20 protein-coding genes are annotated in these 26211 nt (G+C 69.2%); 11 read left to right on the forward strand and 9 right to left on the reverse strand.

Annotated elements, in window-relative coordinates:
- Positions 1-502: 502 nt before the first annotated feature.
- The 5 genes from BKA18_RS02075 to BKA18_RS02095 all read left to right on the forward strand — a co-directional run bounded on the left by BKA18_RS02075 (position 503) and on the right by BKA18_RS02095 (position 7871).
- On the forward strand, positions 503-1723 hold the full coding sequence (locus BKA18_RS02075; RefSeq protein ID WP_366043859.1) for a styrene monooxygenase/indole monooxygenase family protein: 1221 nt from the start codon (positions 503-505) through the stop codon (positions 1721-1723).
- 73 nt (positions 1724-1796) lie between these two features.
- A complete protein-coding gene (locus tag BKA18_RS02080) occupies positions 1797-3521 on the forward strand; it encodes a styrene monooxygenase/indole monooxygenase family protein (RefSeq protein ID WP_366043860.1) in 1725 nt (574 codons plus the stop codon).
- Between the two features lie 562 nt (positions 3522-4083).
- Positions 4084-4653 (forward strand): 2Fe-2S iron-sulfur cluster-binding protein, encoded by a 570-nt coding sequence (locus tag BKA18_RS02085; protein ID WP_366043861.1) that lies wholly within the window; start codon positions 4084-4086, stop codon positions 4651-4653.
- Positions 4650-5633 (forward strand): FAD binding domain-containing protein, encoded by a 984-nt coding sequence (locus tag BKA18_RS02090; RefSeq protein WP_366043862.1) that lies wholly within the window; start codon positions 4650-4652, stop codon positions 5631-5633. Before BKA18_RS02085 ends, BKA18_RS02090 begins: the two co-directional genes overlap by 4 nt.
- Positions 5634-5642: 9 nt before the next feature.
- The gene (locus tag BKA18_RS02095; RefSeq protein WP_366043863.1) at positions 5643-7871 is read left to right on the forward strand and encodes a molybdopterin cofactor-binding domain-containing protein; all 2229 of its coding nucleotides are present in this window, start codon (positions 5643-5645) and stop codon (positions 7869-7871) included.
- 360 nt (positions 7872-8231) lie between these two features.
- On the opposite strand, the gene BKA18_RS02100 is transcribed toward BKA18_RS02095, so the two are convergent.
- On the reverse strand, positions 8232-9191 hold the full coding sequence (locus BKA18_RS02100; protein ID WP_366043864.1) for an alpha/beta hydrolase family protein: 960 nt from the start codon (positions 9189-9191) through the stop codon (positions 8232-8234).
- A gap of 168 nt (positions 9192-9359) precedes the next feature.
- On the opposite strand from BKA18_RS02100, the gene BKA18_RS02105 reads away from it, so the two are divergent.
- On the forward strand, positions 9360-9956 hold the full coding sequence (locus BKA18_RS02105; protein WP_366043865.1) for a TetR/AcrR family transcriptional regulator: 597 nt from the start codon (positions 9360-9362) through the stop codon (positions 9954-9956).
- A gap of 627 nt (positions 9957-10583) precedes the next feature.
- On the opposite strand, the gene BKA18_RS02110 is transcribed toward BKA18_RS02105, so the two are convergent.
- Entirely contained in the window at positions 10584-10991 is a 408-nt protein-coding gene (locus BKA18_RS02110; protein WP_366043866.1) for a RidA family protein, read from the reverse strand.
- 98 nt (positions 10992-11089) lie between these two features.
- Between BKA18_RS02110 and BKA18_RS02115 the strand changes: the two genes are divergently transcribed.
- Together BKA18_RS02115 and BKA18_RS02120 are read left to right on the forward strand one after the other, a co-directional pair.
- Complete coding sequence (locus BKA18_RS02115) at positions 11090-11476, forward strand: winged helix-turn-helix transcriptional regulator (protein ID WP_366043867.1); 387 nt, start codon at positions 11090-11092, stop codon at positions 11474-11476.
- A gap of 1094 nt (positions 11477-12570) precedes the next feature.
- Positions 12571-13473, forward strand: a complete 903-nt coding sequence (locus tag BKA18_RS02120) for an alpha/beta fold hydrolase (RefSeq protein WP_366043869.1) — start codon at positions 12571-12573, stop codon at positions 13471-13473.
- 354 nt (positions 13474-13827) lie between these two features.
- Here the strand turns inward: BKA18_RS02120 and BKA18_RS02125 are convergent, their stop codons facing one another.
- The 3 genes from BKA18_RS02125 to BKA18_RS02135 form a co-directional block, all read right to left on the reverse strand.
- Positions 13828-15300: an MDR family MFS transporter gene (locus tag BKA18_RS02125; RefSeq protein ID WP_366043871.1), complete on the reverse strand. Its 1473-nt coding sequence runs from the start codon at positions 15298-15300 to the stop codon at positions 13828-13830.
- Positions 15301-15780: 480 nt separating this feature from the next.
- Positions 15781-16131, reverse strand: a complete 351-nt coding sequence (locus BKA18_RS02130) for a UBP-type zinc finger domain-containing protein (RefSeq protein WP_366043873.1) — start codon at positions 16129-16131, stop codon at positions 15781-15783.
- Between the two features lie 34 nt (positions 16132-16165).
- Positions 16166-17461: a hybrid sensor histidine kinase/response regulator gene (locus BKA18_RS02135; protein WP_366043900.1), complete on the reverse strand. Its 1296-nt coding sequence runs from the start codon at positions 17459-17461 to the stop codon at positions 16166-16168.
- A gap of 354 nt (positions 17462-17815) precedes the next feature.
- On the opposite strand from BKA18_RS02135, the gene BKA18_RS02140 reads away from it, so the two are divergent.
- The gene (locus tag BKA18_RS02140) at positions 17816-18496 is read left to right on the forward strand and encodes an HdeD family acid-resistance protein (protein ID WP_429638117.1); all 681 of its coding nucleotides are present in this window, start codon (positions 17816-17818) and stop codon (positions 18494-18496) included.
- 67 nt (positions 18497-18563) lie between these two features.
- Here BKA18_RS02140 and BKA18_RS02145 read toward each other — a convergent pair whose 3' ends face one another.
- Positions 18564-20645, reverse strand: coding sequence for an alkaline phosphatase family protein (locus tag BKA18_RS02145; protein WP_366047800.1), 2082 nt, complete (start codon positions 20643-20645; stop codon positions 18564-18566).
- A gap of 390 nt (positions 20646-21035) precedes the next feature.
- Positions 21036-21491 (reverse strand): MarR family winged helix-turn-helix transcriptional regulator, encoded by a 456-nt coding sequence (locus tag BKA18_RS02150; RefSeq protein ID WP_366047799.1) that lies wholly within the window; start codon positions 21489-21491, stop codon positions 21036-21038.
- 117 nt (positions 21492-21608) lie between these two features.
- Here BKA18_RS02150 and BKA18_RS02155 point away from each other — a divergent pair, with 117 nt between their 5' ends.
- Positions 21609-22001, forward strand: coding sequence for a nuclear transport factor 2 family protein (locus tag BKA18_RS02155; protein WP_366047798.1), 393 nt, complete (start codon positions 21609-21611; stop codon positions 21999-22001).
- 103 nt (positions 22002-22104) lie between these two features.
- The gene (locus tag BKA18_RS02160; protein ID WP_366047797.1) at positions 22105-23667 is read left to right on the forward strand and encodes an FAD-dependent monooxygenase; all 1563 of its coding nucleotides are present in this window, start codon (positions 22105-22107) and stop codon (positions 23665-23667) included.
- A gap of 186 nt (positions 23668-23853) precedes the next feature.
- Here the strand turns inward: BKA18_RS02160 and BKA18_RS02165 are convergent, their stop codons facing one another.
- Positions 23854-25065 (reverse strand): cytochrome P450, encoded by a 1212-nt coding sequence (locus tag BKA18_RS02165; RefSeq protein WP_366047796.1) that lies wholly within the window; start codon positions 25063-25065, stop codon positions 23854-23856.
- 114 nt (positions 25066-25179) lie between these two features.
- Entirely contained in the window at positions 25180-26019 is an 840-nt protein-coding gene (locus tag BKA18_RS02170) for an SAM-dependent methyltransferase (RefSeq protein ID WP_366047795.1), read from the reverse strand.
- Between the last annotated feature and the right edge of the window lie 192 nt (positions 26020-26211).

Raw genomic sequence — 26211 nt, forward strand, 5'->3', positions numbered from 1 at the left:
GCGCGATCGGGACAGCGACCCGCGTGATCCGGATAGCGGAGGTGATCTTGTCATACCAAGATTGCCGCCTGGCCACCGCGGACCCGAGAGAATCCTGGGAATCAGCAATGCAGGGAGTGCCGGGCCGGACTGCGCTCGTCAGAGGCGGAGTCACGCCCAGCGGACAATCCGTCGCATGCGCGCTGCGCGCGTTACGCGCGACCGACGCGGCGAGGGCCGCCAAGGCCGCACCCCGCACGTCGCGGCACCCTTGCCTCTGCTGCCCCGGCTCGCCGATTCGGCCGGGCCCCTCCAGCCGGCCGGGTTGCCCGGGGCCCATCCCCCGGCCCTACGGGCGACCCGGCCTTCCGCGGCTGCCCGCCAGCCCCCTCAGGCGGGCAGCCGCATGCCACACAACCGCCGTCCCCCGGTTGTCGCCACCACGTGCCGGAACGCTGCACAGCGCACGGCACCGCACGGCACTGCTGAAAACCGCACACCCCAACCCCCGGAGAACCCCCTCATGCGCAAGATCACCATCGTCGGAGCCGGCCAGGCCGGCCTCCAGCTCGGCATCGGCCTGATCGACCACGGTTTTGACGTCACGCTCGTGTCCAACCGCACCGGAGACCAGATCCGCGAGGGCCGGGTCATGTCCAGCCAGGCCATGTTCGGCACCGCGCTGGCCCACGAGCGCAACCACGGCCTCGACTTCTGGGGCGACGCCTGCCCGTCGATCGACGGTCTCGGCGTGAGCATCGCCGACGGCCAGGGCGGCCGGGCGCTCTCCTTCGACGCCCGCCTCGATGCCACCGCCCGCTCCATCGACCAGCGCGTCAAAATGCCACTCTGGATGGGCGAGTTCGCGCGCCGCGGCGGCCGTCTGGAGCTCTGCGAGGCCGGCATCGAGGACCTGGAGCGCTACGCCGCCGAGTCCGACCTGGTAATCGTCGCGGCCGGCAAGGGGGAGATCGCCGGGCTGTTCGAGCGGGACGCCATGCGTTCCCCCTACGACGCTCCGCAGCGCGCGCTGGCCCTGGCGTACGTCACCGGCATGGCAGCGCTGCCCGACCGCCCCGGCGTCAGCTTCAACGTCATCCCCGGTGTGGGTGAGTACTTCACCATGCCCAGCCTCACCACCAGCGGCCCCTGCGACATCATGTTCTTCGAGGGCATCCCGGGCGGCCCGCTCGACTGCTTCGACGGGCTCACCCCCCACCAGCAGCTGGCGAAGTTCCAGGAGCTGCTGCGGACGTACGTTCCGTGGGAAGCCGAGCGCTGCACCGATGTCACGCTCACCGACGGGAACGGCACCCTCGCGGGCCGCTTCGCGCCGACCGTCCGCAAGCCCGTCGCCACGCTCCCCTCCGGCGCGCAGGTACTCGGCCTCGCCGACGTCGTCGTCCTCAACGACCCGATCACCGGCCAGGGGTCCAACAACGCCTCGAAGTGCGCGGCCTCCTACCTCGCCACCATCCTGGACCACGGCGAGCGCCCGTACGACGCCGCGTTCATGGAGCTGACCTTCGGCCGCTTCTGGGACAACGCGCAGTCCGCCACAGCCTGGACCAACGCGATGCTCGGCGCCCCGCCGCAGCACGTCCTGGAGATCTTCGGCGCGGCGAGCACCAACTCCCGTATCGCCGCCCGCTTCGTCAACGGCTTCGACGACCCGCGCGACCTCTTCCACTGGCTCATGGACCCGGTCGCCGCGAAGAACTACCTGACTGCGGTCAGTGCCTGAGGGCAGGAACAGTCGGCAACAAACTGACGGCACGTCAGTGGTACGTACGTAACGAGAGCAGGACAGCAGGACCATGAGAAGGATCGCGGTGATCGGCGCCGGGCAGGCCGGTGCCCAACTCGCCCTGGGACTCCAGGCGCACGGCTATGACGTCACCTTGGTCACCGACCGCAACCCCGACGAGATACGTCGCGGCCCGGTCATGTCCAGCCAGTGCATGTTCGACACCGCGCTCCAGAGCGAGCGCGAACTCGGCCTGCACCACTGGGAGGGCCAGGCCCCGGACATCACCGGCATCGCGCTCTCTCTCATCGGTCCGCACGGGACTCCGGACGTGTCCTGGCGGGCGCCGCTGGAGGGCCCTGCCCATTCCGTCGACCAACGGGTCAAGTGTGCCGCCTGGATCGAGCAGTTCGCGGACGGCGGTCGCGGCGAGATCGTGCGGCACGAGGCGGGCGTCAACGACGTCGAATGGTACGCCCGTACGCACGATCTCGTCGTGGTCTCCACGGGCAAGGGCGAGCTGAGCCAACTCTTCCCGCGCAACACCGAACTCTCCCCGTACGACCGGCCGCGCCGTGCGCTTGCCCTGACGTACGTCACGGGAACGGGACCACGGGAGGGGGAGGCCGCCATCCATTACCGCATGGTCCCCGGCGTCGGCGAGTACTTCTCCTTCCCCGCCCTCACCACCACCGGCCCCTGCGACATCATGGTCTTCGAGGGCGTCCCCGGCGGTCCGATGGACTGCTGGGACGACATCCGCACGCCTGAAAGCCACCTCACCCGCTCACTGGAAATCCTCCACCGGTTCTTCCCCGACGAATACGAGCGCTACCGGCACGCCCGGCTCACCGACAGCGGCGGCGTGTTGCGCGGCAGGTTCACTCCGACCGTCCGGCACCCCGTCGCCCGCCTGGCCTCCGGCCGGCACGTCCTCGGCATGGCCGACGCCGTCGTCCTCAACGATCCGATCACCGGCCAGGGTTCGAACAACGCGGCCCAGGCCGCGACCCACTATCTCGACAGCATCCTCCGCCACGGCACCGCCGAATTCACCCCGCAGTGGATGCAGCGCACCTTCGACAACTTCTGGCGCGGCTGGGCTCAATGGGCCGTCGGCTGGACCAACTCCCTCCTGACCGAACTGAGTCCCCACCACCGCGACCTTCTGACAGCGGCGGCCGAAATCCCCGCTGTCGCCGGCGCCCTCGCCGCCGGATTCGACGACCCGCGCACCCTCTACCGCTGGTGGTTCGAGGAGGCCGAGGCACACCGCTTCCTCGCCGAGAAGCGCGCCCAGCACGCCGCCCGCTTCGACGGCCGCGAACTTCGCCGCGCGCTGGGTCAGTACGCCACCGGCGTGACCGTGGTGACGGCCCGCGCCCCCGACGGCCGCGACGTCGGCATGACCGCGAACTCCTTCACCTCCGTCTCGTTGAACCCGCCCCTCGTTCTGTGGTGCCCCGGCAAAGACAGCCCGAGCCTCCCGGACTTCACCGACGCCTCGCACTTCGCCGTCCACATACTGGCCGCCGACCAGCACCACCTCTCCCGCCAGTTCGCCACCCCGGCCGACGACAAGTTCCGCGGTACCCCCACCACCCCCGGCATCGCCGGCACCCCCCTCCTGGACGGCACGGTCGCCCGCTTCCAATGCCGCACCGTCCAACGCCTCGACGCCGGCGACCACATCATCTTCCTCGGCGAGGTCGAACAGTACGACGCCGACGGCGGGACCCCTCTGGTGTTCCACTCGGGGTACTACCAGGTGGCGACGAAGCATCCAGATCTGTGAACGCGGCGGTCAGCAGCCGGTAGAACTCGCAGTCGGAGACCGGTCGGGAGCTGCGGTCGAACGAGCCGTAGCACGCTCATACATGCCGGCGGGGCGTCGAGATCACGGTTCTGAACCCTATTACTCTGGGCGGAAAAGCGGGAATCCAGAGAGCAACCAGCGGACACGTTGAGTAGGCGAAAGCAACGGAAAATTCGCCTTCCCTTTCAGCCTTTTCCCGTTTGAGTGATCGAGGCCGTGGACGCGGCTTTGGTCGAGGACGTGGTTTCGGTCGCGGAGGCCGTTTCCAGCGACCTACGCATTCAGATTCGAGGCTGGTCCGCACTTGTGAGGGCCGGCCTCGAAGGTGGTGCGAAGCCGGGGCTGCCGATCGTGTGGGTGCCCGTTCGCACGGTCCGCCTGCTGGCGAAAGTCCTACACCTCGGCGGTAGCACGGACACCGAAGGAACCGTCGCGGTGCGAGGGTGGCCTTTTTGCGAGACCCTGGGAGCCAGGGAGCGCGCCCGACCGCGGAAACACATACCCAGCGTGACACCGCACCCAGTGAGAAGGGCGGGCTGTGATGAGCCAGGCGGATACGGGCGCCGAGGGGCCTGGGCAGAGCGGGACGGCTCCGCTCTCGGCGATCGAATTGCGGGTGAATGGTCAGGTGCAGCGGCTTGCGGTGGATCCGCGGACCTCGCTGCTCGACGCGTTGCGTGAACATCTGCGCCTGAGCGGAACCAAAAAGGGGTGTGACCATGGGCAGTGCGGCGCCTGCACCGTGCTGATCAACGACCGGCGCGTCAACTCCTGTTTGACGCTGGCCGTCATGCACGAGGGCGACGAGGTGGTGACGATCGAAGGTCTGGGCGAGCCCGGTGACCTGCATCCCATGCAACGCGCCTTCGTCGAGTGTGACGGCTTCCAATGTGGCTACTGCACTCCTGGCCAGATCTGTTCTGCTGTCGGCATGCTCGCCGAGGTGGAGGCGGGCTGGCCCAGCCACGCCACCGCTGAGGTCGCCTCGCCGCAGATCGCGTTGACCGACGAGGAGATCCGCGAGCGGATGAGCGGCAACATCTGCCGGTGCGCTGCCTATCCCAACATCGTCGCGGCCATCCGCGGCATGGCGCAGGGAGGCCCTGTATGAGGCCCTTCACCTACGAGCGACCGACGGACGCACAGGCTGCCGTCACCGCGGTGTCCACCGCCGGCGCGAAGTTCATCAGTGGCGGCACCAATCTGCTCGACCTGATGAAGCTCGACATCGAGCATCCCAGCCATCTGGTCGACATCAGCAGGCTTCCGATGCGGGCCATCGAGGAGTTGCCGGCCGGCGGACTGCGCATCGGCGCCCAGGCGGTGAACTCCGATGTGGCCGCCGATGCCCGGGTACGCACCCGCTATCCGGTGCTGTCGCAGGCGCTGGTGTCCGGCGCCTCGGGCCAGTTGCGCAACAAGGCGTCCACCGGCGGAAATCTGTTGCAGCGCACTCGCTGCCCCTACTTCTACGACACGGCTGCGGGCTGCAACAAGCGGAGTCCCGGATCTGGTTGTTCGGCGATCGGCGGTTTCAACCGGATCCATGCGATTCTCGGCGCCGGCGACTCCTGTATCGCCACCCACCCCTCGGACATGGCCGTGGCGATGACCGCGCTGGAGGCGGAGATCGAGCTGCTCGACGCCGATGGCTCGGTACGCCGCGTCGTCATCACGGACTTCTACCGGCTGCCCGGCGACACCCCGCACATCGAGACCGTACTGCGGTCCGGCGAGATGATCACGGGCGTGATCCTGCCCCCTCCCCCGCCGGGCCGACAGCTTTACCGCAAGGTGCGCGACCGGGCGTCGTACGAGTTCGCGCTGGTGTCCGTGGCGGCTGTCGTGTCGACCGATCGAGGCATGGTCAGCGACGTGCGGGTGGCATTCGGTGGTGTGGCGCACAAGCCGTGGCGGTCCTTCGAGGCGGAGGCCGCGCTGGTGGGCCGTCCCGCCACGATGGCTGCCTATCGCGCTGCCGCCCAGGCCGCGATGCGCGACGCAGTGGGGCAGGGGCACAACGACTTCAAGATAGAGCTGGCTCGGCGCACGCTGTGCCGCACGCTGGCACAAGCGGCCCGGTCGAGCTGAGGAGGCAAGATGATCGGGCAGCCTTTGAACCGCGTTGACGGCCCTTTGAAGGTGTCCGGCCGGGCCACCTATGCCTACGAGTACTGGGAGGCCGGCCAACCGCTCTACGGTGTCATCGTCGGGGCGACGATCGGCAAAGGCCGCATCACCCGTATCGACACCGAGAAGGCCGAACGCGCGCAGGGCGTACATCTGGTGATGACGCATCACAATGCCCCGGTGCAAGGTGTCCGTGATGAGTCCGTTCAGTTCGAATACTGGCGCGCCCAGCCGGCGCTGACCGGCCCGGACATTCACTATTACGGCGAGCCGGTGGCACTCGTCGTCGCCGCGACCTTCGAGCAGGCCCGAGCGGCGGCCGATCTCCTTGAGGTGGAATACGCCGTCGGGCGGGGGCGTTTCGACTTCGCCGCGGACGACGACGAGACGTACATCCCGAAAGTGGTCAATGCCGGGTTCCCCACCGATACCGCGGTCGGCGATTTCGACGCCGGATTCAACGCCGCTGACGTGCGCGTCGACCAGCGCTACACGACGCCGTACGAGTTCTCGATGCCGATGGAACCGCACGCGTGTCTGGTGGAACCGCGCGGCGAGGACCTGACCGTCTACGTCGCCTCCCAGATCGTCGACGCGGCACGGGCCTCGGTCGCCGCCACGCTGCGGATCGCCCCTGAGCGGGTGCACATCGTCACCCCCTTCGTCGGCGGGGGCTTCGGCTCCAAGCTGGGCATCCACGCCGAGACGATCCTGGCAGCGCTGGCCGCGCGTGTGTTGGGCCAACCGGTCAAGGTCGCGCTGACCCGGCAGCAGATTTTCCAGCTCGTCGGCATGCGCCCCACGACAAGCCAGCGGGTGCGACTGGGAGCGGGGCGCGACGGACGGCTGGCAGCCATCGCCCATGACGTCACCATGCACACCAACCCCGACCTGGAGTTCGCCGAGCAGACCGCCGCCACCACCCGCAGCCTCTACGCCGCACCCCACCGGTTGACCAGCCACCGGCTCACGCCGCTCGATCTGCCGCGCGGGTCGGACGTCCGCGCGCCGGGTGAGGCGCCGGGCCTGCTGGCGGTCGAGTCGGCGGTGGACGAGCTGGCCCATGCGCTCGGGATGGACCCGGTCGAGCTGCGGATCCGCAACGAGCCCACCGTCGATCCGGAGCGGGATGTGCCGTACAGCGACCGTCACCTGGTCGACTGCCTGCGCGACGGCGCGCGCCGGTTCGGCTGGGAGCGCCGGCCCACCACACCGGCGAGTCTGCGCGAGGGACGATGGCTGGTCGGCTACGGCGTGGCCGCCGCCATCCGCGGGCATTTCCAAGGGCCGACAGCGGTGCGGGTGCGGCTGGAGGCGGACGGTACCGCCGTCGTCCAGACGGACATGACCGACATCGGCACGGGTACTTACACCATCCTGACCCAGGTCACGGCCGACGGGCTCGGACTGCCGGCCGACCGGGTGCGGGTGGAGCTCGGGCGTTCCGGGCTTCCCTCCAGCTGGGGGTCCGGTGGCTCGTGGGGCGCCGCCAACTCGACCGCCGCGGCACATCGGGCGTGCACGGCCCTGCGGGAGAAGCTGCTGGTCGCGGCACGCGGGGACACGCGCTCTCCGCTGTACGGCCTGGACCCGGCAGACGCCCGGTTCGCCGACGGCAGCGTGCGCATCGGTGGCGCGTCCCAGGCGCTGAGCGAGATCGTCGCACGCAGCCATCCCGAAGGTATGGCTGCGGAGGGCGAGATCCGCTTCATGGGCGACGATCCGAACTACGCGGCCTACTCGATCCACACCTACGGCGCCCATTTCGCCGAAGTGGGGGTCGATGCGGACACCGCCGAGATCCGTCTGCGGCGCATGCTGGGCGTGTTCTCGGTGGGCCGCGTGCTCAATGCGAAGACGGCGCGATCACAGTTGATCGGCGGCATGATCTGGGGAGCCGGCGCGGCCCTTGAGGAAGAGGCCGTCGTCGACTCGCGATCCGGCGCCTTCGTCAACCGGGACCTCGCGCAATATCTGGTTCCCGTCCATGCGGACATCCCCGACGTCGACGCCGTCATACTCGACGGGTACGACGACAAGGCCAACCTCCTCGGTGCGAAGGGCGTCGGTGAGCTGGGCATCTGCGGGGCCGGCGGGGCGGTCGCGAACGCGGTGTTCAACGCCACGGGACTGCGGGTGCGCGACTTCCCCATCACGATCGAGAAGGTGCTGGCCGGGCTACCGCCTCTGGATGATTGACTCTGTGCCGTCCGGTGCATGGTGCAGTCATATCCCTTACCAAGAAGGTGAGTTGGAGCGGCGTGTCGGTCAGGTCGGGGCGGTGATTCATGTCGCGGACGGTACCGGCGCCGACCGGGCGCTGCGGCTCGACGAGCTGTGCCGAAAACGGATCGGCCTGGAGCCCCTGCGCACCTCGACGCATGCGTTGTCGGTGTTCTACGCGCCCTCGACGAGGGGGTGTTCACCCAGGTGCCGCTCCATGTGACCGATGCGGTGCCGCGGGGCTGTCCGGCGGTGGCGCGGGCCACTTCGTTGAGCGCCTCCAGGTACCGGCGCCGCTGCTCGGCGCGGGCCGACCGATGCGGGACGTGGCTGCGGTTACTTCGATTCGACGTGTCCTACCGGGTCGGATCCGGTCGTCAGTGCCTCGCAGGTGGTCTGCCAGGTAGGGGCGCCGGGGTGAAGTTGGGTGTGGAGGTAGGCCGCGGTGAGCTGGGCAAGGGCGGCGACTCGCTCGGGGTTCTCGTCGGTGGTCTCGGCGGCGTCGTATCCGGCGATCCCGCCGAGTCCGTGTTCCGCGTCGAACAGGGTGAGCAGGGTTTTGGGGCTTGGGGCGAGGGTGTAGGGGTCGGCGTGCCAGTCCGGCCCCATGTCCGTGAAGTGCCGGGAGTCGTCCTTGTCGCCGGCGACGACCAGTGCGGGTGCGGTCATGGTGGAGAAGTCGACGGCTCCGATGATCGGCCACAGCTCGGCCATGGGCCCGTTGAGGACGTCGCCGCCCCTGCCGGGCGCGGCGAGCAGTACGCCCGCCTTGATTCGGGGCTCGACGAGGTGCACCACGTTCCCGGTGGCGGGGTCGGTGAGCCCGGCACCCAGCAGGAGGGCGGCGGTGAAGCCGCCGAGCGAGTGTCCGGCGAGGGCGATCTTGGTGTGGTCGATCCGTCCGGCGAGCTGCGGCACGGCGTTCTCGATCACGTCGAGCCGGTCGAGGATGTGGGTCATGTCCTCGGCGCGGGAACGCCAGAAGTCGGGTGCGCCGGGGGCGTCGGCGACCAGGTGGGCCAGTGTTCTGGAGGTCAGGTGGGTGGGCTGGACGACGACGAATCCGTGTGCCGCCCAGAAGTTGGCGAGCGGCGCGTAGCCGTTGAGTGAGGAGAGGTTGTTCGAGGGGCCGTGGCCGTGGGAGAGGAGGATGACGGGGAGGCTGGTTCCGGTCGCGGGTGCGGAGACGCGTACCTGGAGATCCACGGGACGTCCGGGCACGGGCAGGATGACGGGACTGAAGGACAGGACCGGCACGGACGCGCCGAAGGCGTCGGTGGCAGTGGGTGTGCTCACGGTATGGGTTCCCTTTCGGTGGCGCCTGCCACCGCCGGTCTCCTGCGACCGGCGGGCAGACAAGGCAGTCAGGGGCGTTCCACTTCGGCTATCCTGAAACGGAACGCTGCTCCATTTAGTATCTGGAGCGCTGCTCCGTTTTGTCAATCGGTATCGAAGGGGAACGTGATGGCCGCCGAGGGTCCTGCAGGGGATGCGCCGTCCCGAAGCAAGCGGGCTGACGCTCAGCGCAACCGGGAGACGGTGCTCAGTGCCGCAGCCGGCGTGTTCGTCACCTCCGGCGTCGACGCGCCGATCCGCCAGATCGCGGCCCAGGCGGGTGTCGGGATGGCCACGATCTACCGCCACTTCCCGACCAGGGCGGACCTCGTCTCCGCCGTGTACCAGCACCAGATCGAGGCATGCGCCGAAGCCGGCCCGAACCTGCTGGCCAACGCAGACTCCCCGCTCGACGCACTGCACCAATGGGTCGACCTCTTCGTCGACTTCCTCGTCACCAAGCATGGCCTCGCCGATGCTCTGCAGTCCGACAACGACCGCTTCGCCGCGCTGCACGCGTACTTCCTCGACCGCCTGCTGCCCGTCTGCGCCCAACTGCTCGACGCCGCGGTCGAGGCCGGCGACATCAAGCCCGGCACACAGCCCTACGAGCTGATGCGCGGCATCGGCAACCTGTGCATCGGACGCGACAACGACCCCCGATACGACCCCCGACGCCTGATCGCCCTCCTCCTCCAGGGACTCCAGCGACCGCCGACGTCCTGATGCCGACGAGCGACATCGCGACCAGGCCCCTCCTCGACTTCCACGCGACCTGAAGAGCGCCGCGCAACAGCCGCAGACACCGGCGGCCCGGCCTGACGACATCAAGATCCGGCGGCTGCCCGCGCCGGCCGAAGCGGCCAGCGCGTTCGCCGGGGGCTCCGCCGACAGCGGCCGCACCGTCACGACCTGGCGCCGCAGCGGAGTACACCACCGTTCCCATGCACTGCGTGCCAGAAGCACTCGCGCCCCTCGATCCGCGCAGGCAGCCTCCCCCGGCATCATCGGCAGCGCTGCGGCGGCCCCGGACCAGGTGGCGCGGAGGCGTGGTACGAGGCCGCAGGCCCCGCCCGCTCTATTGGGTCTCCACTTCCCCGATCCGGGCCACCGTCGTTCCCCTCTTCGGACATACCCACACCGCCGTGTCCGTGCGGACGATCGCCGTCAGCGGATGCGTGTCCGGGTGTGTCGGGCACCGTGGCCAGACCGCCGATGCACCTTCGGCCCACGGGGACGAGGTTCGGCCCGGAGTTATCACCTACGACTCCGGGCCGAAAAGCCCGGGCTCGACCGGCCAGCTCCGCCGGCAGATTCGTGGCCACTCCCCGGACGGCTTCCCGCCCGGACTGATCAGTCGAGGATCGCGGTGGCCTCGATCTCGACAAGATGCTCGGGGACGTCCAGTGCCGCTACGCCGATCAGCGTGGCCGGCGGCACCGGAATGACCCCAAGTTTCGCTCCTGCCCGGGAAATCCCGTCCAGGAGCAGGGGCATCTTCTCGGGCGTCCAGTCGACGACGTAGACGGTCAGTTTCGCCACGTCGTCGAAGGACCCGCCGGCCCCGGCCAGGGCGGTGCCGACGTTGAGGTAGCACTGCTCGACCTGCGCGGCGAGATCGCCCTCGCCGACCGTGACTCCGTCGGCGTCCCAGGCGACCTGCCCGGCAACGAAGACCGTCTTCGAACCGGATGTGACCGCCACCTGCCGGTAGACGTCGATCTTGGGCAGTCCGTCGGGGTTAACCAGGGTGATAGCCATGCTGCCGGTCTCCTCGTGCTCTCTTGTGGTTACTCGGAAACCGTAGGAGAGTGGCCGCTGATGTGGAAGAACGCACTTTTCGGTGACGGGGGCACCTCATGGTGACCAAGCAGCTCAAAGGCTCGGCCAAGGACGAGGCGGATGTGACGCGGGCGGACTCCTTGGCGCGGGAGATCTTCTCGGACATCGCCAACAAATGGGCGCTGCTGATCATCGAAGCGGTGGGCGACAGCACGCTGCGCTTCACCGAACTGCGCAACGAGATCGAGGGCATCAGCCACAAGATGCTCACCCAGAACCTACGTCTGCTGGAGCGCAACGGCCTGGTCGAGCGGACGGTCCACCCGACCGTGCCGCCGCGCGTCGAGTACGCCCTCACGGAACCGGGCCGGGCCTTGCGCGCGACAGTCGACGGCATGTGCGACTGGACCCACCGCTACCTCGGCGCCATCGAGACGGCTCGCGAACGCTTCGACTCCGCGTGACGGCGGCCGCCCGGTAGGGCATGTCCCCCGCGAGAGCTCCAAACACCGTCCCCTTGATGGTGACTCGCCGCCGAAGCCACCCCAGCTGCGGGGTGTGCACTTGCGCGGGCATAGGCATGCGGTTTCATGCACAACACCGAGCAGCAAAGCAGCCATCCGGTACGAGCGGCTCAGGCGCGTCTTGTGGTTCGCTCAGCGGTTGGCGAACCTCACCTCTGTCCCTGAGAGCCGGCCGACATCCGCCCTCAGGCTTCTGCACGTTCGCGAAGCCACGACGCGGCCAAAGCCGTCCACATCGAAGCGTCCCCCGCGCCTTCGGCCAGACCAAGACTGTGCGGCCCGTGGGCGAATACATGCACGGCATGCGCCGGATCTCGGCACGGAGAGCATGAAGCGGTACCGGGTGCCTGACGTTGAGCGGATACCGGAAGACGCTCGCCGCTATCCCGGGTCCGCTGAGCCAGTCGACGATCGGCTCGGCCTCGTGTGCCGCATGTTCGGCATATCCGCCGCCCGGGAGGACGATCACGTGCATTCCTGGCACCGCGGCCCCTCGATTCAATCAGCGCTCGGCGGGTACGGCTCAACCACCCAGCAGGGTGTGTCCTGGCTCGGCGACGCACCTGCGACGGCCATCGACGTCCATCATCCGCTCATTTGCGCATTGCGCCCGTACCCAGAGAGATCCCTGGCATTTTGTCGAGTTGCGCAGGCGGCCGCTCCCGGCGGTCGCTTCGGGATGACCGCGCGGGAGGTACGGCAGCCGACGGGGCGCTCCCGTCCCTGTCCAGACGCCGCTCCCTCGCCAGTGGGTTTCCCCGGCCCGCCTTCGCGCCAGTGCTCTGCGCGCGGCGCTGGACGGCCGTACAGGCAGCTCACGACGTAGGTTCCAGAAACCCGTTGATTCCGGCATTCACTTGCACAGCCCACTTCTGTGACCCGGCTGGAGTGCGTGGCCATGCCTGCCGGTGCGGAGGGCTGAACACTCAGATGCCGTAGGTCTCACGGAAGGCGTGAACACCATGGCAGCATTTCCTCATACCCGCTCACGGCGCCGAATACGTCGCGCACACGTCATCGCGGCCGGGTGCGTCATGACCCTGTGCACCGCCGTGGCGGTCCCTGCCGTCGCGGACGGGGGCACGACCACGACCAAACCCACCATCGTGCTGGTGCACGGGGCGTTCGCGGACGCCTCCAGCTGGAACGGGGTCGTCGAGCGGCTCGAACGTCGTGGTTACACCGTCATGGCCCCCGCCAACCCGCTACGCGGGCTGTACAACGACTCCGCCTACATCGCCTCCGTGCTGGACAGCATCAAGGGTCCCATCGTGCTGGTGGGCCACTCGTACGGCGGCTCCCTGATCAGCTCGGCCGCAGCGGGCAACCCCAGGGTGAAGTCCCTGGTGTACGTCGCAGCACTCATGCCCGACGTGGGCGAGAACGGCATGTCCCTGGCCGCCAGATTCCCCAGCGAACTCGGCACTGCCACGAAGTCCGTTCCCTACCGGGCCGGCGGCGTCAGCGGGACCGACCTGTACCTCAAGCCCGACAGGCTCCATCAGGTATTCGCCGCCGACCTGCCGGAGAGCACCACGAGGCTCATGGCGGTGACCCAACGGCCCGCGGCCACGACCGCGTTCTCGGAGAAGGCCAGGGCGGCGGCCTGGAGACATCTCCCGTCGTGGTTCCTCGTCGCGAAGCAGGACAAGGCCATCAACCCCGACCAGGAACGCTTCGAGGCGAAGCGTGCGGGTTCCCACACGGTGGAGATCGATTCCTCCCACGTGGCCATGACCTCCCACCCCCAAGCAGTCACCGACCTCGTCCTCCAAGCCGCCACCGCGGCCGATTCCGACCCGCCCGCGCTGCCCGCCACGGGGTCTACCCACGACGCCCGGACCGAGGCCGCGCTCACCGGCATCGCCGCCGCCTCGTTGGTCGCGGGCGCAGGAGCAGTTCTCCTGAGCCGCCGGCTGAGGCGCTCCACGCCTTGACGGCGCCCAGGACGGGCCTCCCACATCACCCGGCCACCGGTGAACTGCGCGCGTGGCGCGCACAACGGGCGGTCGTGGCTCCGGCCGGGCCGCCTACGGCCCGGCGGGCCGCACCTGCTCGGCGCTCTCCTGCGGGTCCACCATGCTCAGCCGTCCGGGTGGCTCAGCAGGACCTCAATCAACACCCCGTGCTCGAAGAACTCGGCACGGATCCCTCGGCACCTGTCGACGTCTCACCCCGACGAGGGCCCTGCCGCAGGACGGGAGGCGTCTTCTCGGCGGAGAAGGCGTGGGGGCCCGGCTGCAGGGACCGCGCGCATGCTCATGGCGGAGGTGGTTCGCTCCACCCGCCCCTCACGATCCCGTGGGCTGGTCCACGGCGCTGTCGTGGTCTTGCGCGTCAGCGGCAGCGATCCGGCGCGGCAGTTTCGCGGCAACGACGATCGTCACCACGGTGAGAGCGGCGGCGACGCCAAAGGCCAGCCTCATCCCGCTCAGCTCTGCGGGCACGGCGGCGACGCCGTCGGCGACCAGGTGCCCGGTGCGCGCCGTCATCACGGTCACTACAAGCGCGGTCCCGAACGCTGCGGCGACCTGCTGCAATGTCCCGAGCATCGAGCTGCCGTGCGAGTACAGATGTGGGGGAAGCGCGCCCATGCCGAGGGTGAAGACAGGGGTGAACGTCGCCGCCAGGCTCACCATCAGCAGCGCGTGCAGTCCCAGCACCTGCCAGAACGGCATCGTCAGCGAGACCTGGGTGAATCCGCCGAGCGCAAGCACCATGCCGATCGAACCGGGCAGCACCAGCGGCCGACTGCCGAACCGGTCGAACACCTTTCCCACGGTCGGTCCCAGCAGTCCCATGGCCAGACCGCCCGGCATGACCAGCAGGCCGGTCTCCAGGGGGCTGAGCCCGCGCATGTTCTGCAGGTACAGCGGCAGCAGGATCATCGACCCGAGCATCGCCAGGAACCCGATGGACATGAGGGCCAAGGACAGGCCGTAGGTGCGGTGCCCGAGGGTGCGCAGGTCCATCAGCGGCACACCGGTGCGTTGCAGCTTGAGCTGGCGGATCACGAAAACCGCGATGGCCGCGACCCCGGCGAGGACGATGCCGATGCCGAGCCCGACGCTGCCGTCGGTTTCGCCGAAGAGGCTCAGGCCGTACACCAGGCCGCCGAAGCCGAGCGCCGCCACGGTGACGCTGAGCCAGTCGATGGTGCTCACCTGCGGCTCGCCGATGTTGTCCATCTTGCGCAGCCCGAACAGGGTCACCAGAACCGCGATCGGCAGGACGACCACGAACAGCAGTCGCCACGAACCGAGCTGCAGGATCAGCCCGGACACGGCAGGTCCGAGCGCGGGCGCCACCGAGATCGCCAGGGTGACGTTGCCCATCACCCGCCCGCGGTCGTGCTCGGGCACCACGATCATCAACGTGGTCATCAGCAGGGGCATCATCACCGCTGTACCTGCGGCCTGCACGATCCGGCCCAGCAGCAGCACCTCGAAGGACGGTGCGACGGCTGACAGAGCGGTTCCCGCGAGGAACACGCCCATCGCGATGGCGTAAGCCTGCCGGGTGGTGACCCGCTGCAGAAACCAGCCGGTTATCGGAATCACGGCGGCCATGGTCAGCATGAACGCGGTGGATACCCACTGCGCCGACTGCTGGGTGATGCGCAACGAGTCCATCAGCCGCGGGATGGCGTTGATCAAGATCGTCTCGTTCAGGATCACCACGAATGTGGCCAGCACCAGCAGCCGCACCACGGTCGGTATTCGGCCGGCCCGCACGGCCGGTCGTTCTTGGATCGCAGCTGACATGGCAGCACCTCGCTGGGGTTCCTGGTCGCAGTCGCCCGCAGCCAAGGGCTATCGGCACGAACGTGGGCGGTGATGGTAAGGAGAGACCGGCACGCCTGGTAAAGCTCATCGGTCGGCCCGAGTCTTTCGCATCGTCGCGCCGATCTCACCTGAATTTTCGCCCGCTCACAAAGGCACCCGTCGGCGACGCCGCGGCCGATGACCTGCGCTTCAGCCACGCCTGCTGCGACGCCGGGAACCTGCTCCGGACAGCCGAGCAAGTCCGGTGAGCCCTCACCGGCCCGGCGGTCCGGGCCGGTCGCGGGGGGCCGCGGCGGAGGCCAGTATCGGCGGCGACTTCTACGAGGTGGTCGACACGAAGTACGGGGTGCGGCTGCTCATCGGCAATGTGCGGGGTACGGGCGGGACAATCCGCTTCGCGGAAGCAGAAGTCGGCTCCCTGAGCCGCTGTGAAGGCGAGCCCCGGTGGAGCCCTCCTACCTACCCCAGACGATCGGCCCAGTCCTCCGGGACTCGTCCCGCGGGGCCGGGGGTGGGCTGATCGGCCGGGTGGCTCTCGGGGGGAGCCAGGTGCGGGCCCGAGGCGTACACCTGCGAGGTCTCGTAGTTGTAGAACCAGGTCTCGCCCGGTTCGAAGCTGCGGATCACCGGGTGCCCGGAGGCCCGTGCGTGCGCCGTCGCGTGCTTGGCGGGCGAGTCGTCGCAACAGCCGATCTGGCCGCACTGTGCGCAGCGTCGCAGGTGGAACCACCAGCCGCCGCTGGCGTCGCACTCGGCGCAGCCGGTTCCGCTGGGTGTGGCCGAGGGGTCGATTCCGTTCGGGGAACTCATGACGGCTCCTATGGAGGATGGGGGTCGGCGGAGGTCAGTGGGAGGCGTACCTGGAAACGGGTGTCGCGGGGACGGAGTGGAACCGCAGGTCCCCCTTGTGCTTGTTGACGACGATGCGCCAAGTGATGTCCAAGCCGAGACCTGTCCCTTCACCACCGGTTTGGTGGTGAAGGGACAGGTCGAAGATGCGGTCGCGGATCTCCGTGGGGACTCCGGGACCGGTGTCGCAGAACTCGACGAGCAGATGCTCTCCCTCGCGAGCGGTGCGTACGGTCAACGTGCCGTCGGTCCCGGTGCTGTTCATCGCCGAGACGGCGTTGTCGATCAGATTCGTCCATACCTGGTTGAGCTCGCTGGGGTAGGCCGGGATCTTCGGCAGGCTGCGGTCGTAGTCCTTGACGACGGTGAGGTGGGGGCCGATCTTCGCGGAGACCATCAACAGGGTGCTGTCCAGCAGTTCATGCACGTCTGCGACCTGGTAGGGCGCGCGGTCGAGTTGCGAGTACTGCTTGGCCGCGGTGACGAGGGCGGAGACGCGGTTGGTCGACTCCTCGATCTCGTTCATCAACAGCTCGGTTTCGACGGTGTAGTTGAGCCACCGCACGGCACCTTCGAGGGGGTCGCTGTCCACCGCTGCGGCGATCTGGTCCAGCCAGTCGGTGTCAAGGCCCGCCTGTACGAAGGTCGGCGCGAGCTGCCAGCCGTCCCCGATGCCGTGGTCGTCCAGCCAGTCGGAGAGGGTGTCCTCCCGGTCCGAGGCTTCCAGCGGGCTCAGGGTGGTGGCCTTGGCGACGCGCTCGGCCGTGCGTTCCTGGACGTCGATGGGTGTCTCCAGGCTGTCCCGCTGGTACGGGCGGGCCGCGATGATGCCGAGCTTGTGGCGCATCCCGGCAACACGCTCGCGCAGCGCGGACGTGGCGCGCACGGCCGCGGCGGCGGGGTTGTTCAGCTCGTGGGTCAGCCCTGCGGACAGCGAGCCGAGAGCCAGCAGCCGTTCTCGCTGGCCGACGGCTTCCTGGGCGCTCTTGGTGCCGAAGAAGAGGCCTTCCAGCAGGTGCACGGCCATGGGAAACCACTCGCGCATGATCGCGGCGAACTCGATGCCGTTCATCTTCGGCATCCGGTAGTCGGCCACGATCACCGCGACGGTGCCGCCGCGCAGCTTCAGCTCGCGCAGGGCGGCAAGGGCGGACTCGCCGGACTCTGCGCGTACGACCCGGTACGACCCGCCGTAGTGTCGCCGCAGATCACGGGCGACAGCACGCGACACGCCCGGGTCGTCGTCCACTGTCAGGATGACGGTCCGCGCCGGACCGGCGGCCTGATCCATAGGCATCCCGAACCCGAGTCGATCGCCCTTCCGCACCGACTTCGCGTGCCTGCCTGTCTGGCACGCCAGTGCGCCAGTAATGCCCATTTTATGGGTGACCATCTTGCTTTGCTTCGCAAGATCAGGAGTGCCGAGATCAGGAGTGCGGCTGTCTCCCGACAGCTGCCGGAGACGCCGGCTCCGGCCGCGCGGCGCCGTGCCGGTGCTCGCCCTGCGCCGCAGCCACATCGCCGCGCCACCGGCTTCTGCGGTCGGCGACGGGGACCTGAGAGCGCCTGCCAGGCGGGACGGCGCCAGGCGGGTGACGATGGGATTGGCATCTGACCGTGCTCTTTCCTGGAGGAGGCAGACGGCATGACAATCCCCTCCGATTCCTCAGGCACCGGCCCTCCGCACGGCACCGAGCAACGCGATGTCTCCACAGGCGAGGGCCTGAGTGCCCTGGCGAACATGGGCTGGCAATTCCTGCTCACCATGGGCGTGGCTGCGATCGCTCTGGGTGTGCTTGTCCTGGCCTGGCCCAGCCAGACCCTGCGGGTCGTCGGTGTGCTCTTCGGCATCTACCTGCTGGCCACCGGTGTCTTCCAGCTGGCCGCTGCCTTTGGCACACACGTCCCTCGGCATCTGCGGGTGTTGCATTTCGTCGCGGGCGCACTCTTCATCCTGCTGGGCCTGGTCTGCTTCCGGGGCACCCTGGAATCGATTCTGCTGCTCGCGCTGTGGATCGGCTTCGGCTGGCTGCTGCGCGGCATCATGGTGACCGCCACGGCGATCTCCGCCGAGGGCACCCCGGCGCGCGGCTGGCAGCTGTTCTTGGGGATCATCACCACTCTGGCAGGCGTCGTGCTGATCGTGTCGCCGTTCAGCTCGATCGCCGCGCTGACCCTGGTGGTGGGCATCATGGCCATCGTCCTGGGCGTGGCTGAGGTCTTCCAGGCCATCAAGATGCGCATCGAAGTCGGCCGCCTCACCCAGGGCACCACCACCAAGCGGCGCCGGCCCATGTTCCACGTCCGCCCACACCCGCAGCACTGATCACGGGGGGTGCCGGGCCACCCAGGCGACGAAGCAATGTCGCGCACGTCGCGTGCCAACTGGCCGATCAGCTCTCTTCGGTCGTGGCGATCCGGCCGGCGTACCGCTGCGTCCAGGTGGTGTCGGTGTCGACGGTGATGACCACGTCGTAGTAGCCCTGCTGGGTCGGCCACATCACGGCGTTCGTCTTGCCGCCGTCCACCGTGACGTTCCGGGTGCTGCCGAGGTAGTCGTGGGCGGTGAGTGTGTAACGCACCGGCTTGGTGCCGTCGTTGTGCAGCGTGAGCTTCACCTGAGCCTCCTGATCGGTCCCCGCAGCCTTCAGCAGGGCGACCTCCACGCGCGGGAGGCCACCGTCTGTCTTTCCAGCGGGCGCGACCTGGCCGGCGAAGGAGCGCACAAAGCCGTCGTTGGAGTAGATCGAGAACGCGTACTTGCCGTCGGTGGCCTTGGTGCCCCAGGTGTACTTGCGCGGCTTGCTCGCGGTGACGGTGAACGGCGTGCTGGAGAACGGCTGGTACTTGTCGGGGAAGACCTGGAAACTCACGGCCTTGTCCGTTGCGCCGCCGGTCAGGGTCATCGTGGCGGTGACCTTCCCCGCCGCGCGGTCTTCCGAGATCGTCGCGTGCGGATGGAAGCTCAGCGGGCGCGGCTTCATGTGGTCGGCGGCGATCGACACCGGCTGCTCGGCGAGCGGGTCCGGGAAGGTGGCGGGCCCCGGTTGCGGGTGGGCGAAGTCGATCGCGCTGGTCAGGTCGCCCGCGATCGAGCGCCGCCAGTCGCTGATGTTGGGGCAGCGGAACGGCTTGCCGAGGTGGGCCGCCCAGTTCTCCAGGAACTTGATCGTCGAGGTGTGGTCGAAGACCTCCGAGGCGACGTACCCGCCGCGGGTCCACGGTGAGACCAGCAGCATCGGCACCCGCGCACCGAAGCCGAGCGGGTAGTCGCCGGCGTACTCACGCGCCGTGCCCGGCTCAGGCCACGGCGGCAGCACGTGGTCGAACTTCCCGTCGTTCTCGTCATAGTTGAGGATGAAGAGGGTGTGGTTCCAGATATCGGGGTTGCTCTGGAGGATGTCGAGCACCTTCTTGACGTAGCGCTCGCCGTGCAGGCTGTCCGCGTCCGGGTGCTCGGACCAGCCGTACGGCGCCACGATCCAGGAGACTGCCGGCAACGGGTGTTCCGCGCCCGGCCGGCAGGCGTCATGGAGGCCTTTGAGAACGGCGTCGAGGTTCTCGTCCGAGTCGTCGTTCGGCGAGGTCATGCCGGAGTAGTACGTGGCGTTGCCGCGCCAGATCAGCCCTGTGCCGGGCTGCAGCTTCGGGTCGTCGGCGCTCAGCCCCTCCGGGTCGAACCCCCTGAAGTACTTCAGCTCGTTGTCGCCGTAATCGCCGACCCAGGTGCTGACGTAACCCTGTCGCCCGTTGCCGCTGTTGTCGGAGTAGAGCCGCCAGTCGATGCCACTCTGCTGGAGCTGCTCGGCCACCGTGATCCAGGGACGGGAGTAGTTGGACTCATCGGCATTACCCGTCTCACTGTTGGCGGTACCGCTCCACAGGTACTTTCGGTTGGGGTCGGTCGGCCCGAACTCGGAGCAGAAGTTCTGGTCGGCGATGGTGTACTGGGCGGCGACCGAGTGGTAGAAGCCCATGTAGGCGTCGCTGTGGTAGTTCATACAGCTGGCTCCGCTGTGCTGCACCCACAGGTCCCACTTGCGGTGCTCGACGTCGCCCCAGGCTCCGTGGTCGTTGCCCCAGGTGCCGTCGTCGACCTGCGGGGTGACGATTTTGCCGTTGCCGTCCTTCTGCTGGAAGACGGTGGTGCCGTCCTGAAACCGCAGCGCCTGCTTGTCCTTGAAGCCGCGTATGCCGGGGAGCGTGCCGAAGTAGTGGTCGAGGGACCGGTTCTCCTGCATCAGGACCACGACATGCTTCAGGTCGGACATGTCGCCCTTGAAGCCCTTCGGCAAGACGTACCCGGGCTTCGGAGCGGCATACGCGCCGCCCGCCCCGGCGGTCGCGCCGAGCACCAGCGTCCCGGTGGCCACTCCCGCGCCCTGGAGGAACCGACGGCGGGTGGTGCCGGTCGTCGTCTCGTGTCTGTCGTCGAACTCGGACTCGGGCGTCGGGGCGGTCGGATCGGGGGCCATGGGTGCTCCTCACGAGGGAACAGATGGTTAGGCACGGGTACTAGAGCCGTTCAGGTAAACCAGCCGACACCAACCCCGTGTGAACACTGGCTGAGCGATGACTGGCAACAAACGGACGGTTGCGGGCAGCAGAGCCGGCTGGAGCCCGCGGCCCGCCCCGACGGAGTCGGCCTCGACCGTACTGCAGATGCCAGCCGACGCGCCGGTCGAGATGCTCAGCGCGCTGCGGAAGGGCGAAGGACGCCGGCTGGGAGTGCTGGTGAGGCACTGCAACGACTTCGGGGTCCTGTCACCGACCAGACAACGGCCAGAACAAGTCCGGGAATTGGCGATGCGGGTGCTCGGACAACCAGGGCCTGTCCGGAGTCGTGATCAGTGCGCCGGTGGCCGTCAGTGGCGTTCGGCGGCGAACGAGCCCTCGTCGACGAAGCGGCGCAGCCGGCGTGCGAAGGCTTGGGCGTCCGCCTGGGGCCAGGTGGCGAGCGAGGACTCGATGCCGGCCGCCAGTCGCTGTCTGGTGACCGACACGATGTTGTGCCCCTGCTCGGTGAGCGCGAGGAGAGTCGCGCGGCCGTCGGCCGGGTCGGGCCGGCGCTGGAGCAGGCCGGCCTGCTCCAGTCGGTCGGCGCGGCGGGTCACGGTGGTGCGGTCCAGTCCGATCTCACGGCCCAGGTCGGCGGCGCTGCACGCCCCGGCCCGGGCCAGGCCGCTGAGGACCGGGTAAGTGAGGTCGTCGACCGCTTCCCCCAGCCCCTCGGTCAGCTGGGTGTAGCGGCGGGCGCGAGTGCTCCGCCGCAGGAGCAGGCCCAGTGCATCGGCGATGTCATGTCCCGTCGAGTTCCGCACCCCTCCAGATTAGCGTGCGCAGCGCACGCTTTTCCTGTACGGTAATAAGCGTGCTCGACGCACGCATCTCCACCGACGCACGGCGGGCCACTCCCGCACCCAACCGAAGGAATCCCCATGAACCGCACCGACGCCCACGCCGCCCTCACCGACCTGCTCCTCACCCCGGGCCTCGACCTCGACGAGGCCGCCGACCGGCACTTCGCGCCCGACTACCGCCAGCGCACCGACGGAAGCTGGGCGAACCGCACCGAGTTCCTCGACCACATCGCCCACCTGCGCACGGTCGTCGCGGGCGGCTCGGTCGAGGTGCACGACGAACTCTCGTCCGGCGACCGCTACGCCGACCGCCACACGATGGAGGTCGTCAAGACCGACGGCTCCACCGTCCGCATGGAGGTTTACCTCTTCGCCGAGTTCGCCCCCGACGGCCGCTTCCGCCGCATCGAGGAGACCACCCTCATGCTCGAAGGCGCCGACGCCGACCGGAACCTCGGCAGCGCCCGCTGAGCCACATTGCCCACCTGACGCCACGAGGCCGCCCCCGTCCCGGCGCATCGGCGGGGGCCGCCGTCATGGCGCATCGTCCCAAGAGTGAGAGGAAGTGCTTGTCATGCTCGACGTGCTCATCGCCGGGGCCGGCCCAGTAGGGCTCTGGCTCGCCGCGGAGTTGCGCCTGCACGGGGTGGAGGTGACCGTCGTGGAACGCCGGGCGGCACCGGACGGACGGTCGCGCGCGGTCGGCATGCAGGCCGGCACGCTGGACACCTTCGCCACCCGCGGCCTCGCGGAGCGGTTCATCGAACGCGGCACCCCGGTACCGACCGGCCACTTCGGCGCGGCGACCACCCGGCTGGACTTCTCCACAGTCGGGGCGGTGCACCCCTTCATGCTGGCGCTCGGTCAGTCCGTCACCGAACAGCTCCTGGAGGAGCACGCAGTCGCCGTGGGCGCCCGAGTGCTGCGCGGGGAGGAGGTCGTCTCGCTCACCCAGGGGCCGGACGCCGTCGAGGTGGTGATCCGGGCCGGCGGCACCCATCGGACCGTGCCGGCCCGCTGGGTGGTGGGCTGCGACGGCACCCGCAGCGCGGTGCGACAGGCGGCCGGCATCGAATTCCCCGGTCAGGACACCACCCTGACCGGGTGGCTCGCCGACGTCGAACTCGACGATCCGCCCGCCGCGCCGCTCGCCGCCACCGGGCCGGCCGGTTCGTTCCTGGCGGCCCCGATCGGCGACGGCGTCCACCGGCTGGCGGGCCTCTCCACGGCCACCATGCACCACGGCACCGGCGAACCGCTGACCCTGGAGGAGGTGCGCGAGCAGACCCGCGCGTTGCTGGGACGGGACCTGGGCATCCGCCACCCCCGGTGGCTCTCGCGCTACGGCAATGCCACCCGCCAGGCCGCGCGGTACCGGGCCGGACGGGTGCTGGTGGCCGGGGACGCGGCGCACATGTTCTTCCCGGCCGGTGGGCAGGGCATGAACCTCGGCATCCAGGACGCCACCAATCTGGGCTGGAAGCTGGCCGCCACCCTCCAGGGCCGGGCGCCCGACGGACTACTCGACAGCTACGACACGGAGCGCCGGCCGGCCGCCCGCGCGGTCATCGACAACACCCGTGCGCAGCTCGCCCTGTTCGCGGCGGCGAGCCCGGAGCAGATCGCGCTGCGCGAGGTCTGGTCCGCCGCGCTCGCCGAACCGCAGACCAACCGCCAGTGGGCCCGCCGGATCGCCGGCTTCGACGACCCGCTCCCCGCCGACACCGAACCCGGCGCGCACCCGCTGAACGGCACCCGACTGGCCGGCCTCGCCCTGGGCACAGCCGGCATACCCACCGCCCACCCGTTGATGCACCACGGCCGACCACTACTGCTGGACCTCGGCGGAACGCGGACACCGTGCCCCACAGACGGCCTGGAGCAGCAGGCAGGAACCATCAACGCCGAGGCGGCGCACCCGATCTGGCGGGACGTCACCGCCGTCCTCATCCGGCCGGACGCCCGGATCGCCTGGGCCAGCACCGACACCGACCCGCACCGCCGGGCCGCGGACTGCCTCACCACCCTGCGCACCCTGTGCGTTCCGTCTGCCGACATGGTCGACACCCAGGCGATGGGCCGGGGCACCACCGTCGCGGTCAGTACCCACATCGGCGGCCGCGACTCCCACAGCTGATCCGCATCACCACCACACCCCTGAGTTCGGCGGAGAGTGCCCTGCGCGCCGGGTGCCGCGGCCTCCTGCGCGCTCCTCAGCGAGCGGGCCAACCTGCGCCCTCGGTGCCCCTCCGAGCGCGGCGCCCCGGCCCGCGTCACCGCACGAACAGCCAGGGCATGACCGCCTGGCGCGCACCGCCTCCGCCTACCAGGTGACCGGGAGCTCGTGCAGGCCGAAGATGGCCGCGTCGTTCTTCAGCGGCAGGTCTTCGGCGGGGACGGCCGGCCGGAGTCCGGGGATGCGGCGGAGCAGGGTGTCGTAGACGATCTCCAGTTCCATGCGGGCGAGGCTCTGCCCGAGGCACTGGTGCGGTCCGTGGCCGAAGGCGAGGTGCTGGCGGGCGCCGCGGTCGACGTCCAGCTTTCCGGGGTTCTCGAAGACGTCCGGGTCGTGGTTGGCCGAGCCGCCCAGTGCGAAGACGCCTTCGCCGGCGCGGATGGTCTGCCCGCCGATCTCTACGTCCTCCTTGGCCACGCGCGTGGTGATGATGTCGGTGATGGTGAAGTAGCGCAGCAGTTCCTCGACGACCTGCGGCATGGAGCCGGGGTCGCCGGTGAGGCGCGCCCGCAGCTCGGGTGTCTCCATCAGGGCGAGCATGCCCAGCGAGATCATGTTTCCGGTCGTGTCGTGCCCGGCGGTCAGCAGCAGGAACGCCAGGTCGACGAGTGCGTCGTGGTCGTACGCGCTGTCCTTTCGGCCCTTGGCGATCTGGCGGCTGAGCAGGTCGTCCCCCGGGACCTTCTCCTTGGCCGTCACGAGCTCGTCCAAGTAGGTCTGCAGGTCGAAGAACGCCTGCTGCCGGGTCAGCGGCGGGAGGGTCATGCTGAGCATCCGGGAGGTGCGGTCCTCGAAGAAGTCGCGGTCGGCGACGGACACGCCGAGCAGCTCGCAGATGACCAGGGAGGGCACCGGGAAGGACATCGTCTTCACCAGGTCGGCCGGGTTGGGGCCGGCGAGCATCGCGTCGACGCACTCGTCGACGATCTCCTGGACGCGCGGGCGCAGGGCTTCCATCCGGCGGAAGGTGAACTCGCCGACCACGGCGCGCCGCGCCCGGGTGTGTTCGGGCGCGTCCATACCCGCCAGGGACAGTGTGGAGTCCTTGTCGCTCCGGGCGAGTTCGACCAGCATCGGGAAGTTCGGATCGGCCCGGTCGGAGCTGAGATGCGGGTCGAGCAGCGCCTTGCGCACGTCGTCGTAGCGGGTCAGGATCCACGCCGGCTTACCGGTCGGCAGGGTCACCTCCGACACGGGCCCGCTCTCGCGGAGGCCGTCGTACTCGGCGGGCAGCCGGTAGGGGCAGGTGCGGGGGAAGGGGAAGGCGGGCGGGAGGCCGCCGTCGGTCGGTCCGGTCACGGGATATCGCTCCTCATCGGTGGTGGGTGCGCGGTGGCGCCGGAGGTGCGCCGCGCCGTCGCCCGGGGGTTGGGCCGGCGCTCCTCCGGCGCCACCTCGTTCGAACCTCCCCGGTCAGCGGGGCTTCTGGGCGGTCAGCAGGACGGAGCCGAATTCGTCGACGTCGATCATGGAGGCGGGGCTGAACTTTTCCTCTGCCTCGTCGTCGAAGACGGTCTGCATCTCCTGGGAGCCCTTGCTCATCTGCTCGAAGGTCTGCCGCACGCTCTGCTCGGTGATGTCGAGGAGCTCGACGAAGCGCAGGCCTGCGTCGCGCAGCATGGGGACGTAGTCCTCGGGCCGGGCCAGCGTCATGATGAAGTCGCGCAGGAGCCGGTCCACCGCGGGCTGCTTCTCGGCGGGGATGGGGCCGCGCTCGAAGAAGTCGGTGAGGACCAGGCGGCCGCCGGGGCGCAGTACGCGGCGGATCTCGGCGAGGACCCGTCCGCGGTCGGGCATGTGGAAGATCGACTCGATGGCGATGGCGGCGTCGAAGGAGTTGTCGGGGAAGGGCAGTTCCATGGCGTCGGCGTGCCGGAACTCCACGCGGTCGCTCAGGCCGGCGCCCTCGGCGAGGGCGGTGGCGCGGGCGATCTGGTCCTTGCTGATCGCGATGCCCGTGACGTGGGCGCCGGTGCGCCGGGCAATCCGCATGGCCGGCTGGCCGACTCCGCAGCCGACGTCGAGGACCCGCTGTCCCCGGTCGATCCGCAGGCGGTCGGTCATCGTGTCGGTGAGCCGGTCGGCCGCTTCCACGAGCGGGGTCTCGTTGTCGTCGACGTCCCAGTAGCCGAGGTGGAGGCTGCCGCCGGCCGCTTCGGTGTCCAGTGCGGTGAGGCGGTCGTAGAGGTGCCCGACCTCTTCGGGGACGGGGGCGGCGACGGGGGCGGTCGTGGACGTGGACGTGCTGGACATGAAGGTCCTCCGTTTTCTGTCTGGTGAATCGGTGAGGGGTGGAACGTGCGCGGTGGGCGCGTGGGTTCGGCCGGAAGCGCCGGAAGCGTCTACTCGCCGCAGGCTGAATGCCGAGGGAAAATGGGGCAGGTGGAGAATTCACTGCCACGGTGTGCGGCCCGCCGGCTGTGCGGCGTCCGGGCCTGGAGATCA

It is taken from the genome of Streptomyces auratus, from assembly GCF_050433025.1.
Classification (GTDB): domain Bacteria; phylum Actinomycetota; class Actinomycetes; order Streptomycetales; family Streptomycetaceae; genus Streptomyces; species Streptomyces sioyaensis.

Coding starts and splice junctions, on each gene's coding strand:
- BKA18_RS02085 (WP_366043861.1), top strand. CDS start 4,084: ATGAGCCAGGCGGATACGGGCGCCGAGGGGCCTGGGCAGAGCGGGACG.
- BKA18_RS02095 (WP_366043863.1), top strand. CDS start 5,643: ATGATCGGGCAGCCTTTGAACCGCGTTGACGGCCCTTTGAAGGTGTCC.
- BKA18_RS02145 (WP_366047800.1), bottom strand. CDS start 20,645: ATGGCCCCCGATCCGACCGCCCCGACGCCCGAGTCCGAGTTCGACGAC.
- BKA18_RS02080 (WP_366043860.1), top strand. CDS start 1,797: ATGAGAAGGATCGCGGTGATCGGCGCCGGGCAGGCCGGTGCCCAACTC.
- BKA18_RS02160 (WP_366047797.1), top strand. CDS start 22,105: ATGCTCGACGTGCTCATCGCCGGGGCCGGCCCAGTAGGGCTCTGGCTC.
- BKA18_RS02170 (WP_366047795.1), bottom strand. CDS start 26,019: ATGTCCAGCACGTCCACGTCCACGACCGCCCCCGTCGCCGCCCCCGTC.
- BKA18_RS02090 (WP_366043862.1), top strand. CDS start 4,650: ATGAGGCCCTTCACCTACGAGCGACCGACGGACGCACAGGCTGCCGTC.
- BKA18_RS02130 (WP_366043873.1), bottom strand. CDS start 16,131: ATGAGTTCCCCGAACGGAATCGACCCCTCGGCCACACCCAGCGGAACC.
- BKA18_RS02110 (WP_366043866.1), bottom strand. CDS start 10,991: ATGGCTATCACCCTGGTTAACCCCGACGGACTGCCCAAGATCGACGTC.
- BKA18_RS02135 (WP_366043900.1), bottom strand. CDS start 17,461: ATGGATCAGGCCGCCGGTCCGGCGCGGACCGTCATCCTGACAGTGGAC.
- BKA18_RS02115 (WP_366043867.1), top strand. CDS start 11,090: ATGGTGACCAAGCAGCTCAAAGGCTCGGCCAAGGACGAGGCGGATGTG.
- BKA18_RS02140 (WP_429638117.1), top strand. CDS start 17,816: ATGACAATCCCCTCCGATTCCTCAGGCACCGGCCCTCCGCACGGCACC.
- BKA18_RS02155 (WP_366047798.1), top strand. CDS start 21,609: ATGAACCGCACCGACGCCCACGCCGCCCTCACCGACCTGCTCCTCACC.
- BKA18_RS02120 (WP_366043869.1), top strand. CDS start 12,571: ATGACCCTGTGCACCGCCGTGGCGGTCCCTGCCGTCGCGGACGGGGGC.
- BKA18_RS02105 (WP_366043865.1), top strand. CDS start 9,360: ATGGCCGCCGAGGGTCCTGCAGGGGATGCGCCGTCCCGAAGCAAGCGG.
- BKA18_RS02075 (WP_366043859.1), top strand. CDS start 503: ATGCGCAAGATCACCATCGTCGGAGCCGGCCAGGCCGGCCTCCAGCTC.
- BKA18_RS02125 (WP_366043871.1), bottom strand. CDS start 15,300: ATGTCAGCTGCGATCCAAGAACGACCGGCCGTGCGGGCCGGCCGAATA.